Consider the following 13,345-nt stretch of genomic DNA (forward strand, 5'->3'; position numbering starts at 1 on the left):
ATTTATCTGGTGTTGACTCTGTCGTTTTTCTCCATTTAGGAGACAAGCAAAAGAAGCCTTTGCTATGAAAGAAATATTAAAAACTTTAACTGAAGCAATGATGCTACCGGAAGATAGCTATTCTCAACAAGATGCTGAATTTCTTGATATCTTCGTTGAAGAAATTGAAGAAATTTTTGTTGAATTGCAATCTTTGATTCATGAATGGATGCAATCTAAAAATGTTGCTACGCTGACTGAGATCCGTCGCCATTTTCATACCTTGAAAGGTTCAGGGCGAATGATTGCAGCGAAATCTTCTGCTGAGCTTGCTTGGACTGTAGAAGATACGCTTAATCGGATCATCAATGAGAGTCTCACATTAACTCCTAACATCCAACAATATGTTCAGTTGGTATTTAAATTCTATTTCTTTAAATTAGTAGATGACTTTAAATCTAAAAAGGAACATACAGTAGATTTTAGACCTCTTATTTTATTGGGACAACAATTACAACAACAGCAAAGTTTAGAGCCCGCTTTAGAAGAACTTTTATTATTGTCTGATACTCTCACTGTGGAAACTAAGACTGGTTTAGAGGTGAATGATTTAGAGCCGGTGTCAGATAATTTAACCCTAGAAACCACGATAGAAAGTGAACATAATCTTGCTGAAACCTTAGTTTTATTTATGGAGGAAGCGGAAGAGCATTTAGCGACTATTGATCAATTTTTAGAACAAGAAATACATCAGCACGAAAGTTATAATGCGCTCATCCGTGCATTACATACATTGCGCGGTAGCTCGGCAATGGCTCAGGTAGAAGCAATTTTTGATGCTAGTACGAAGGTTGAGCATTTATTCAAAATCTTATTACAAGAAGAACTTTCTTCTCATTCAGAAGAGATATTATTACTCCGTGATTACAGAAAGTTTATTCGAAATTGTTTAGATCTATTAGCTGCACACTGCTCTAATGACCAATTAGATTCTGACCTGAAACAATTCAATCAGGTTTGGGATGCGTATATGGAGCAGCATGGGGAGCATTCAAGCCCACTCATGCCTCCACATGGTCTGGTATCTCAGCTGTTACAGCTCAATGTTTCAGAATTACTTGATGCAGAGTTAGATTTTGAGAAGGGAATTCGTTCTGAGTTTCCTCACTATCTTGAACGATTAAGTGAACAAGCTAACTTGTTACTGCAACATACTCAGTCTCAGGCCATGGTTGGTTTATATGAATATACGAACCAACTAAAAGATAGCTATGATGTATTGCTTGATCGACCTGATTTATTGCAATCAGATTATGTTTTTGAAATTTATCAGAAAGCACATCAACAATTAATTCAGTTATTTGACGCATTAGCTGCGGGTCAAAGAGTTAGTATTATTGAGCAACACCAAAATGTTTTGGAAGAGCTAAAACTATATACCCAACATATTCCAAGCCTTAATTCTGAACCATTAGATAATCAGGATGTTGTTGAATCATTATTTAGTGTTGATGTAGAACAAACATCAGATGAATCTCCGGCATCTATCGAAAGTGTATTAACTGATCATGTAGCAATGAGTCAGAGTATGCATTTAGATCGCCAGTTCATGACTACTGAGCACGTAAATCGTTATTTTGATCCAGAACTGTTAGATATTTTTCTTGAAGAAGCTGATGAGTTGCTTGAAGGAATGGATACAGATCTTAATATTTGGGTTAATGATCAAGAGAACTTTGCTGCTCTTAATAACCTGATGCGTTATTTGCATACCTTAAAAGGTGGGGCAAATATGATTCAGGCAAATTATATTGGTTTAATTGCACATGAATTAGAAAGTATTTATGAGCGCATAATTCAAAGACAGTTGGTTGCTTCATCTGCTCTTATTGATTTTATCCGTCTGGTTCAAGATGATTTAGCTGACCGTCTACAAATAGTACGTGAGCAGCACCTCGATTATGCTGCTTTTCATACTATTCAAGCGCTTAAGAGTGCCGGTAAGGTATATGAGTCACTTGGCTCTGTTGTTGAAGAGATGCAAGCAGAGTCTGAAACAGATGTTATATCAGAATTAAATGTTGAAGTATTACAGCAAGAAGCTATACACGATACTGCGTTAAATCTCGATGAGTTAACTTCTAATTTTGAGCAGATTGTTGAGTCTAATACTCGACTTGTTGAGCACACAGAATTACAAATTTTTGATGCAGAAGGCTATACAGACAGTATCCAAGATCAGGATATTGATTCTGTTGTCGAGCAGACATTTATGGAGGAAGCGGCCGAGCTGTTAGAGATGGCCGATCATCTGTTAAAGCAGTGGTTTGAGCAGCGTACCAATCGTAGTATCTTGCTTCAGCTACAAAGAGCAGTGCACAGTTTGAAGGGGGGGTCCCGTATGTTGGGACTAGAAACTGTGCAAGCAATTGCTTATCAACTTGAGAATGCTTTTGAAAAATTTGCGCTTTATCATTTTAGTTCAAATATTTATGACAACCTATTAGAGAGTGCAATTGTCTGGTTAAAAGAGGCAATTTTTAAGCAAAATTATCAACATTTCGATGGTTTACAGCATAGTCTAGAAAATATTCAGTTTATTGAAACGGCAATTCAAATTCCGAGTAAATTGACTAGAACTGATCTATTTGGCACGGAACCTGTAATGAGTTTTGTACAAGGTGATGGTACAGAACCACCGCCAATGATGGGTGCATGGGAACATACCCAGCATCTTGAACAAAACAATGAGATGATTCGTGTTTCAGCAGATTTAATCGAGAAAATGATTGATTTGTCTGGTGAAAATTCGATTAACCGTTCACGAATTGAAATGGATCTAAGTCAATTTGGTCATACGCTCGTAGAAATGGAATTAGCCATTCAACGACTTGCAGATCAGTTACGTCGAATGGAAGGCGAATTAGAAACCCAGATTATTGCAAAACACGGTATTGAGCACTCTCGTTATACAGAATTTGATCCTCTAGAGATGGATCAATATTCTTCATTGAATCAATTATCGAAATCACTTGCCGAATCTGCATCCGACTTAGTCGATTTCAAAAATACATTATCCGAAAAAATCAGAGATACCGAAAGTTTATTGGTACAGCAATCACGTATTCAGGCTGAAATTCAAGAAGGGCTAATGCGAACGCGATTAGTACCATTCTCTCGATTGCTACCTCGTTTACAACGAATTGTGAGACAGACTTCTACTGCATTGGATCGACCAGCAGAACTTTTTGTTAATAATACCGAAGGTGAGCTAGACCGGACAATGCTAGAGCGTTTGGTTACACCGCTTGAGCACATGCTTCGAAATGCAATTGACCACGGTCTAGAAGATCGTGTGCAACGCGAACAAGCAAAAAAACCAGAAACTGGACGTATTGAACTAAATATTCACCGTCAAGGTACGGATGTTGTTGTTACGTTTAAAGATGATGGTCGAGGTATTGATATTGAGAAGGTCCGTCAAAAGGCTCTCTTGTCTGGTTTGATTAATTCTGAACAAGTATTAGAACATCAAGATATTTTGCAGTTGATTTTCCATCCAGGGTTAAGTACAGCCGATCAAGTCACTCAGATTTCAGGTCGTGGTGTAGGGCTTGATGTTGTACAAAGTGATATTAAAGCTTTGGGCGGACATGTGACTGTTGACTCTGTTTATGGGCAAGGAACAATCTTTACCATACGTGTTCCAACCACAGTAGCTGTTAGTGATGCCTTGATGGTTAAAGTTGCTGATCAACAATTTGCAATTCCGTTAGCTCAAATCGATCGAATTGTTCGAGTTTCACCAACATCGTTAGAACAGTATTTTGGAAGTGCACAAGAGTTCTTTGAATTTGAAAATAAACGCTATCCATTACGCTATTTATCTGAGTTTGTTGGTAATCAACCGATTCCACGTTTAAGTGGGATGATGTATTCGCTACCAGTATTAATGATTAAGGCCAATAATGGGCAAACCATTGCATTATTGGTTGATCAACTTATTGGTTCACGTGCGCAGATTGTAGTTAAGCCAATCGGGCAGCAGTTCTCTAGTATTGGTGCGATTGCAGGTGCAACTATTTTAGGTGATGGTCAAGTTTGTCTAATTTTAGATGGACAAAATATTGCTCGCCAAATTCAGTCTACTCGTCGACATAAGTCGCTCAATGAGACTGTCTATAGACAACGCGAGTCTGACGAACGCCGTCTCATTATGATTGTAGATGACTCTGTTACAGTCCGTAAGGTAACGACTCGTTTACTCGAACGTCAGGGCTATGACGTAGTCACTGCTAAAGATGGTATTGATGCAATTGAGCAGTTGGAAAATATTAAGCCAGATCTAATGTTGCTTGATATTGAAATGCCGCGAATGGATGGTTTTGAGGTACTTAACCTCGTACGACATCATGATCTACATCAACATATGCCAGTCATTATGATTACATCAAGAACTGGTGAAAAACACCGTGAACGAGCATTTGCTTTAGGAGTTAACCAATACATGGGTAAACCTTTCCAAGAAGAAGACTTACTTCACAATATTGATGCTTTTTTCACGACACGTGAAGAGGAGCTTGCCTAATGAAAAATCAGATAAGTACATCATTAATTAATGAAATGGATCAGCAAGAACTTCAACATTTAATTACTGTTTCAACCGGTTTTATTGATGCGTATATTATTGAGTGCGATCAGCAAGTGCCGATGCTATTGCCACAAAACATCGTGTTATCAGCGATGGATGTTAAAAATGGTATTAAGCATATTGAATGGCATGACGTAAAGCTTCCGGTCTATTCATTGCACAATGAAATTGACTCGCGAGCGGTGGCATTGGTTATTGAAAGTGAAGATATCAGCCAACGTTTTGCACTCATCTGCAAATCGATGCCAGCTTCAGTTCGTTTACGTATTTCTGAAGTCGTAGATGAAAATGAAGATATACAAGATACTTTACAGAATCCAAGTGTATTTAAATATGTGCGAATGGAGAATCAACGCTACCACGTTCCTAATTTGCAATATATCCAAAACTCGCTTCATCTATAAAAAAAAGGAACTCATTTGAGTTCCTTTTTTAATTTTTATTTAGCTAATAAATTTTCTAAAATTTGCTCATAAATATCAGTCAGGGGATCGAGGTCATGCACGTCAACATGTTCATTAATTTGATGAATTGTTGCGTTAAGAACTCCTAACTCCAATACCTGTGCACCTGTCGGAGCAATAAAACGTCCGTCCGAAGTACCACCACTTGTTGAAAGCTCAGTTTCAGTACCAGTTACATTTAAAATAGCAGTTTGAGCGGCATTAACCAGTTCACCGATTGGAGTCAGGAAAGGTAAACCAGACAAATTCCAAATAATTTCATATTTTAAACCGTGTTTATCTAAAATCTCATGAACACGTTGTTTAAGCTGTTCAGCTGTCACTTCTGTTGAATAACGGAAGTTAAAAGTAACTTCTAAAGTACCCGGAATTACGTTGGTTGCACCAGTTCCAGCATGAATATTTGAAATCTGAAATGATGTTGCTGGGAAATATTCATTTCCATTATCCCAAACGGTTTGGCATAGCTCTGTTAAAGCGGGTGATGCTTCATGAATTGGGTTAAGTGCTAAATGTGGATAAGCAACATGGCCTTGTTTACCTTGAACCTTTAATACTGCATTAAGTGAACCACGACGCCCATTTTTAACAATATCACCTAATTTATGAGTACTTGAGGGTTCACCTACTAAACACCATTTAATTTTTTCGTTACGTTCTTCAAGAGTCTCAATAACCTTGACCGTACCATTAACAGCAGGGCCTTCCTCATCTGAAGTAATCAGGAATGCGATAGAACCTTTATGGTTTGGATGTTTTGCTACAAAACGCTCAGATGCGACAACCATAGCTGCCAAAGCTGTTTTCATATCTGCCGAACCGCGACCATATAATTTTCCATCGCGGATTTCAGGTGCAAATGGATCTGAATTCCAAGCTTCTAATTTACCTGTCGGAACGACATCAGTATGACCTGCAAAACAAAATACAGGCTCTTCAGTTCCACGACGTGCCCAGAGATTATCTACATCACCAAAACGCATTGGTTCAATATGAAAACCAACTTGGCGTAAGCGGTCTGCCATGATGGTCTGGCAAGTATGATCAACTGGAGTAACAGAAGGTTGTTGTAAAAGTTCTAGGCTAAGCGAGAGAGTATCTGAATGGTTCATACCGGAAATTGCGTGCTGATCAGGTGAAATATAGTCCGATATAATAGGCGAATCTCTACGTGATGGGTACGTAAAAATAAAAAAACCTTATCAGAACGATAAGGTTTTTTTAGTGATAACTCTAACTTACATTTTATCTTGTGTTTTTTCAGCAGTATTCGTTACAGCATCACCTGCTTTAGAAACATCTTTACCAAAACCCTTAAACGTATTACAGCCTGTTAAAACAACAGCAATCATGACAGAAGCAGCTAAAACTTTTTTCATCATTTTCTCCGTTTAAATTTAATAATGAAGTAAATTTAGATTAAAAAACAAACGGAAAAAGAAACATGACTGTTTAATAGTAAAAACGTTATAAAATGTTTCTAGAATCTTAAATTTATTGTTAATTATTTAAATTTCTGGAAGTTGGACTTAAATTTTAAATATGAAGGATGTCTAAACATATAAAACAGAAATTCCTGACCATTTTTACAATATAAACCGTCTGTCCACCAATGTGCTGGGGCGGAACTAGGTTGTTTATTTGGACACAGCCATTCCTGTCTTTCTAGTCGATAAAAAGAAGAATGAGGAATTGTGGTGCCCCAATACCCTAAACGACGCTGTAAATTTATCCAGTCAGGTAGCGGCTGTTTTAAATTTAAATCTAGAGGAAGATAAAGCTGACCCTTTAAAACTGAAAAACGTTGTTGAATTTCAAAGTTTAAGGCTTCAGAAAACTGAAATTGTTTGTTCGTAAAATGATAAAGCTTTTTGCTTAAAGTATCCTGACGGTTTAAGCCAATCCATTGTTCTAAATGTAAATCTGCCTCACCGAGATAATATTTTAAGGCTACCTCCCAATGTTCAATTTCTTGAGTTTCTTTATTTAAAATTAAAAAATCTAGTTCTCCTAAAGTTTTTGCTCCCTCAATTTTTTGAATACTATGTCCTAATAGTTGATAGGAGTGATACTGATCCTCTTGCAACCAAAACCAGAGTAGATGCTCAAAGCGTAAACCTAAGCGTGTACTTTTAAGCTGAGATAAAAACCGAATTAAAGGCTCTGGAGTTTGATCAAGCTCTTTCAAACGCGGCAAATAGTTTTGAAAATGAACCTCCCAAAACTCACTTGTATGTAACTTGAAATGATGTTGTATATCTAAGCTTTTTGGTATTTGACAAAGTAAATTTGGACTAGCAATACAAAAAGCGAGTTGTCTAACTATAGGATGTTGAAATTGAAGCCATGGCTCGAAATAGGACGTTTTAACTGAGGCAATATTCATACATTTAATACTCGAAGTAATTCATCCTAATTTCATAACGGATCAACAAAAAATATTAGAAAAACACTTTATACTAACGCTAACAGCAGGTTAAGGTTTATATATGCGAACATTGTTCTGGCGCTCTTTGGTCGTGATTTTTATCACGCTAGGCATTATTGGAGCAATTTTACCAGGTATGCCAACAACAGTGTTTTTGATTCTGGCTGCTTGGGCTGCGTCAAAAGGCTGGCCACAAATGGATAATTGGTTGTTAAATCATCCTAAATATGGTCCAACGCTACGTGATTGGCGAGCCAATGGCACAGTGCCTCGTAAAGCGAAGTGGATTGCAAGCATAATGATGGCGATTAGCGGAATTATCATGCTATTCACTTCAGCACCACTTTTAGTCAAGGTTTTTACTGATCTTACTATGTTCATCGTTGCAGTTTGGTTATGGCTACGCCCTGAGCCAAAATAAAAGATTGATAATCTTTTATTTCCAGTGTAAGACAAGCCCTTACAACAATTTTTTAATTAAACTCAATGTATTTGAGTTGATATAAGAGAATAAGTTCAATGTCTCAATTTAAGCTCGAAGATGCGGATGTTCTTATCGATTTAGCAAACCAAACATTAACTTTGCCTAAACATAATAAGTTCTATGTCATTTCTACAGGAAAGAATGGAATTGGTGAGCAGGAAAACACGGGTAGAACACCGCGCGGATGGCATAGAGTAGCAAAGAAAATTGGTGCCGAGTCCCCACAAAATGCAGTTTTTATTGCACGTAAGCCAACGGGGGAGGTTTATAGCACTGAGTTAGCTACCCAATATCCTCAGCGAGACTGGATACTTTCTCGTATTCTTTGGTTAGATGGACTAGAAGAAGGTTTTAATAAAGGCGAAGGTCACGACACCATGCAGCGTTACATTTACATTCATGGAACGCCAGACACGCAACCAATGGGGGTGCCAATGTCACATGGCTGCGTTCGAATGCGTAATGAAGAAATCATTGAGCTATTTGATTTAGTTACTGAAGATGCGTTAGTTTATTTATCTGAACAATCTTTAACCTGAGAGCGAGTTTTATCTAATCTTGATGAGCTGTGCAAATGTGGTAAATATTGAAATAAGTGTTTAAATAAAATACAAAAAATTGTTTTTTACTTAATAATGACTTATTTTTAATCATTCATTCGCATTTTTTTAAAAAGAAGTCGAAAAGCGTTTGACACCTGTTAAAGATTCTCTATAATGCACCTCACAAACGATGAAGACGTTAAGGGCGCTTAGCTCAGTTGGTAGAGCGTCTGCCTTACAAGCAGAATGTCGGCGGTTCGATCCCGTCAGCGCCCACCAAGCCTTTACGTTAAGCTCTCAAGTGCAGCGGTAGTTCAGTTGGTTAGAATACCGGCCTGTCACGCCGGGGGTCGCGGGTTCGAGCCCCGTCCGCTGCGCCACTTAAGACTTAACATCGTTTACCCCACAATTTCGATATTGTGAAAGTGCAGCGGTAGTTCAGTTGGTTAGAATACCGGCCTGTCACGCCGGGGGTCGCGGGTTCGAGCCCCGTCCGCTGCGCCACTTTTCAGTTCGGGTTGTGTTTGGAAGAAGGTTTGAAATGTAAAAATTTTAAATCAAAAAATTAATGAATAATTAGTTTTCTTCTAGGGCGCTTAGCTCAGTTGGTAGAGCGTCTGCCTTACAAGCAGAATGTCGGCGGTTCGATCCCGTCAGCGCCCACCATATATGTGACCATACTTTATTTTAAAGTATTGTAGTGCAGCGGTAGTTCAGTTGGTTAGAATACCGGCCTGTCACGCCGGGGGTCGCGGGTTCGAGCCCCGTCCGCTGCGCCATTCTCTTGATTCCCTTGTTTAGAGAATGTAGAGTATAAAGATACATTCGCTATCTTTTCTCATTAAGGGCGCTTAGCTCAGTTGGTAGAGCGTCTGCCTTACAAGCAGAATGTCGGCGGTTCGATCCCGTCAGCGCCCACCATTATTTCTTTCAGAAAATTTAATTTCCTAAATTAATTCTTCCATAAATATCTTTTGCTTACATGTAAACATATTTACTATGTGACTAGATATATTTTTCAATTTTCCATTCTAAAAAATAAAGTTTTACTCCTTTGAGTTATTTTTCTATTGATTTCAATTTTTTAACTTTAGTACTTCTATACTTATGCCTTCGATGGGTTCCTAATCCTCATTAAATTTGTTTCATTCGAGACTAAATATAAGAATTTAATCTGCAATTTATTATCTTCGGCTTAGATCGACTTTATATTTGTACTGATTGCTAATATTTTGGCAAATAAAAAACTGCTATTTTTTGAATAGCAGTTTTTCGACTAAATTACTTTTAATATTCGTTTAGAAGCCATCCACTCGCATACGCGAAATATTCACGTAACCATGCATTGTAGCGAGTAGCTAAAGGTGTTTCGGCTGCTACTCCATAAACTTGGGTATAGCCCTGTTTCTTTGCAATTGCTACTGCTCTAGGAATATGAAAATCACTTGTCACAATAGCAATTGGTTGGTTTAAGTTAATGTGCTGCTGTGCTAATAGTGGTTTACTATTTTTTAAATTAAGCTCAGTACTGGTACTTTTATCTTCAAGAATCATTCGTTCTTTTGCAATATGATACTTTTGTTCAAGATAACGAGACATCACTAATGCTTCGCTTTCTTTTTCTGAAAAATCTAAACCACCTGTTAAAACAACTTTTGCTTGCTGTTGTTTAAGCGCTAAAGGGGCGGCTGTATCTAAACGTTTTGCAAGAATTGTAGATGGTTGACCATTTTCGACACCGCTTCCTAAGACAATAATTGCTTTTACTGGAGGAATATTATCTGAAGTATCTTTATTTTCTTTAATAAAGCTAAAAAAATAGCCTAAGCCAATTAGCCATATCCAGAAGCATAGCCACCCAAAACGCCAAAATGTATGTAAGCGATAGTGGTAGAAGAAAAAGCGTTCTAAATGATAATAAAATAAAGAATATAGGCAGAAGAAAGCACCTAAAATGAAAGGAATAATTGTGCCTACATTAATTTTATTGAGACAAATTAAAACTAATCCATCTAGAAATAAAATCGAACCAATGATTGCTAGGAAAATACGGATCCACTTACTGACTTGCATTGTGCTTAGAGTTGCAATTTAAATTGCAGACAGTGTATGCAAAATCATTCTGAATGCAATAAAAAACCGAGTAAAGCATTTAAGCTGTTACTCGGTTTTTGTTTTTATTGATCTTTAATAAACATCACGGCGGTAACGGCCTTGTTGTCTTAACTCATCTACCTGTTCTTCACCTATAATTTCGATAAGTGCTTGATCGACTCCACTTGCCATACCATCAATACTACCGCATACATAAAGAACCGCACCGCGTTCTATCCAGCTTACTAATTCTGCTGCATTCTGACGGATTACATCTTGAACATACATACGTTGTTCTTGATCTCTCGAAAATGCTAAATCAAGGCGTTTTAACATTCCTGTTGTTTGCCATGCCTCAATAGTTGATGCATAGAAGAAATCACATGCTCTTTGACGCTCACCAAAGATTAACCAGTTTTCAGTGTAGTCATGACGAGTACGGGTGTGTAATAGGCTCATTAAGCCAGCAATACCAGTTCCATTACCAATACAAATAATAGGGCGGTTGTCATCAATAAGATGGAATGATTCATTGGTACGAATACGTAAAGCAATTTCATTATTAACTTGCGTATGTTGAGTGAGCCAGCCCGAACCTAAACCTAAATTACCAGATGCGTCATATTGTTGACGAACAACCAAACGAAGCACTTGCTGAGAAGGAATACTCGCAATCGAATACTCTCGCGTTGGTAAGTTAGGGAGCTGCTCTAATAAATGGTCCAGATTCGCAAAGGGTTCAATCTCGCCCGTTAAATCTTTATTCCAAAGAGCTTTTTCGATTGAAATCTGTAAAGAATCAACTTTTGTGTTTTTAAGAATATGATGCTTCTGCAAAAAGTCGTGAATACGTTCAGGGCTATTACCTGATTGAATTTCAGCAATATCACCCGCTTGCCATAGTGCTTCGTGCTTTGCATTAAGCTCAATATTATAAGCAGGTTGACCTAAGCTATTTGGATTGAGTAGGTCGCGTTTTTGCAATATCCATGTATCAAATACTTTTTCTAAATTTACCGCATGCAAATCTAATTTAGTTGCTTTCGCGAGTGCCTGATTCCAGTTCTGAATATCCGCTAAGTTTGCATTATCAACTTCAATTGTACTAAAGAGGGCATGAGCACCATTAGTTTTAAGCCAGAGGTCTACCGCATGTCCGAAGCTACAATAAGTATCAGGATATTCTTTAGAACCTAATGCCAAAACAGCATAGTTGATGTGTTTAAGATCTAGATTTGCTTTTAAAAGCTTTTTAGCAAAGCTTGTGGCGAGATCTGGTGCATCACCAGTACCATAAGTACTGATCACAAATAGAACCTGCTCATGCTGCTCTAAATCAAACTGTGTTAGCTGCTGTACAGGTTTAACCTGAACAGGTTGATGAGCTTCTTGTAAACTTGTTGCTGTACTCCAAGCGAGTTGTTCGGCTACACCTGTCTGAGTTGCATAGGTAATAAGCCAAGGTTTCGCATTTGGATCAATATATTGTCCAGCTAAAGACTGACGAGCCGCCTGTGTTAATTTTTTCTGTTTACGGCGTTTAAGATAAAGCATCCATCCTGTAACCAAGAACAAAGGCATTGCTAATGAAGCAAGCATTGCAACAAATTGATAAATTGGTCCAAAGAAACTACCACGATGCACTGGTAACATGCTGCTCATGATCTTTTGATTAAGTTTTTTGTCTTCGTAAAGCTCCATCTTTTCGATGTTGCCAGTTTGATAATTATAGATGGCTTGGTTACGTGCACGCTCATGTTGTGGAGTAGCATCGACAAAGTTTAACTCAACTTTTCCATCATCTTTTTTCGGTAAGTTCAATGTTAGTGTCGAATAATCACGTCCGATCTGACTATTGAAGCCGCTCCATGTTTGATTAAGTGCTGTAATGAGCTGAGTATTATCTAATTGAGGCTCTGATTTTTTATCGTTATTACGGTCAGATTGTTTACCTTGTTGCATTCCACGATTTTGAGGAGTGGCACCATGACCTTGTGGTTTAGGTTGTTCAACTCCCATCACTGTGAACATGCCACTACGCCACCAGTCATAAGACCAATATAGACCTGTACACGCGAAAAGAAGATAAAAAATAATGACCCACGTACCTACAACAGCATGTAGATCCCAAATAAAATTTCGGCCTTTCAACTTCGGCTTAACAGCGAGCCATTGACGAGCAGAATGCTTTTTTGGCCAGCGTAAATATAACCCACTGAGTACAAAGTAAATTAACATCAGTGCGCATGCACCAGTAATTTGTTTACCAACTTCACCAGCTGTTAAATTACGATGAATTTGTTGTATGAGTAACAACAACTTTCGGCCTTTTACATCTGGCAGAACTTGAGCGTTATATGGATTAACCATCATATTGTAACCACGACGTTCACCTTCTTTTTCAATGTTCACAACAGAGGAAGAGGTGGGGCCCTTGGCAATCGTAATGCTATTAATTTTAATTTCAGGCTGAGTTGTATTGAAATGTTGATATAGCTGAGCAGGGGTTAACTTTGGAGTGTTTTCAGCTTGAACAACATAACTATCAGAATTCACCCATTTTAAAATTTGTTGATCATAAGAATAAATTGCACCTGTTACACCCATAATGGATAAGATGAGGCCAGCAGTAATACCCAGAAACCAATGAATTTGAAATAAAATTTTTTTAAACATGGTCGAAAATGTAAATATGATGGAGAT

9 protein-coding genes and 6 tRNA genes are annotated in these 13,345 nt (G+C 37.8%); 10 read left to right on the top strand and 5 right to left on the bottom strand.

Features of this window, described 5'->3' with window-relative positions:
* Window positions 1-64: 64 nt before the first annotated feature.
* Window positions 65-4,567 (top strand): hybrid sensor histidine kinase/response regulator, encoded by a 4,503-nt coding sequence (locus I7H67_RS03735; RefSeq protein ID WP_198307107.1) that lies wholly within the window; start codon window positions 65-67, stop codon window positions 4,565-4,567.
* A complete protein-coding gene (locus tag I7H67_RS03740; protein ID WP_198307108.1) occupies window positions 4,567-5,034 on the top strand; it encodes a hypothetical protein in 468 nt (155 codons plus the stop codon). Before I7H67_RS03735 ends, I7H67_RS03740 begins: the two co-directional genes overlap by 1 nt.
* Before the next feature lie 35 nt (window positions 5,035-5,069).
* Here the strand turns inward: I7H67_RS03740 and dapE are convergent, their stop codons facing one another.
* From dapE to I7H67_RS03755, 3 genes are all read right to left on the bottom strand, one after another.
* The gene (dapE, locus tag I7H67_RS03745; RefSeq protein ID WP_198307109.1) at window positions 5,070-6,206 is read right to left on the bottom strand and encodes a succinyl-diaminopimelate desuccinylase; all 1,137 of its coding nucleotides are present in this window, start codon (window positions 6,204-6,206) and stop codon (window positions 5,070-5,072) included.
* Window positions 6,207-6,332: 126 nt separating this feature from the next.
* On the bottom strand, window positions 6,333-6,476 hold the full coding sequence (locus I7H67_RS03750) for an entericidin A/B family lipoprotein (RefSeq protein ID WP_003655297.1): 144 nt from the start codon (window positions 6,474-6,476) through the stop codon (window positions 6,333-6,335).
* Window positions 6,477-6,598: 122 nt separating this feature from the next.
* On the bottom strand, window positions 6,599-7,480 hold the full coding sequence (locus I7H67_RS03755) for a DUF1853 family protein (RefSeq protein ID WP_198307110.1): 882 nt from the start codon (window positions 7,478-7,480) through the stop codon (window positions 6,599-6,601).
* Between the two features lie 103 nt (window positions 7,481-7,583).
* On the opposite strand from I7H67_RS03755, the gene I7H67_RS03760 reads away from it, so the two are divergent.
* The 8 genes from I7H67_RS03760 (at window position 7,584) to I7H67_RS03795 (ending at window position 9,469) form a co-directional block, all read left to right on the top strand.
* Entirely contained in the window at window positions 7,584-7,943 is a 360-nt protein-coding gene (locus I7H67_RS03760) for a YbaN family protein (protein WP_005309821.1), read from the top strand.
* A 98-nt stretch (window positions 7,944-8,041) separates the two neighbouring features.
* Window positions 8,042-8,545: a cell wall-recycling L,D-carboxypeptidase ElsL gene (gene elsL, locus I7H67_RS03765; protein ID WP_198307111.1), complete on the top strand. Its 504-nt coding sequence runs from the start codon at window positions 8,042-8,044 to the stop codon at window positions 8,543-8,545.
* A 206-nt stretch (window positions 8,546-8,751) separates the two neighbouring features.
* Window positions 8,752-8,827, top strand: a tRNA-Val gene (locus I7H67_RS03770).
* A gap of 24 nt (window positions 8,828-8,851) precedes the next feature.
* Window positions 8,852-8,928 (top strand) — tRNA-Asp (locus I7H67_RS03775).
* Between the two features lie 47 nt (window positions 8,929-8,975).
* Window positions 8,976-9,052: transfer RNA gene (locus I7H67_RS03780), tRNA-Asp, on the top strand.
* An 86-nt stretch (window positions 9,053-9,138) separates the two neighbouring features.
* A tRNA-Val gene (locus I7H67_RS03785) sits at window positions 9,139-9,214 on the top strand.
* A gap of 36 nt (window positions 9,215-9,250) precedes the next feature.
* Window positions 9,251-9,327: transfer RNA gene (locus I7H67_RS03790), tRNA-Asp, on the top strand.
* A gap of 66 nt (window positions 9,328-9,393) precedes the next feature.
* A tRNA-Val gene (locus I7H67_RS03795) sits at window positions 9,394-9,469 on the top strand.
* Between the two features lie 366 nt (window positions 9,470-9,835).
* Here the strand turns inward: I7H67_RS03795 and I7H67_RS03800 are convergent.
* Both I7H67_RS03800 and I7H67_RS03805 read right to left on the bottom strand, forming a co-directional pair.
* Entirely contained in the window at window positions 9,836-10,621 is a 786-nt protein-coding gene (locus tag I7H67_RS03800) for a YdcF family protein (protein ID WP_198307112.1), read from the bottom strand.
* 114 nt (window positions 10,622-10,735) lie between these two features.
* Window positions 10,736-13,318, bottom strand: coding sequence for a PepSY domain-containing protein (locus I7H67_RS03805; protein ID WP_198307113.1), 2,583 nt, complete (start codon window positions 13,316-13,318; stop codon window positions 10,736-10,738).
* Window positions 13,319-13,345 lie beyond the last annotated feature (27 nt).

The organism is Acinetobacter sp. ACIN00229, assembly GCF_016106645.1.
Lineage (GTDB): Bacteria > Pseudomonadota > Gammaproteobacteria > Pseudomonadales > Moraxellaceae > Acinetobacter > Acinetobacter oleivorans.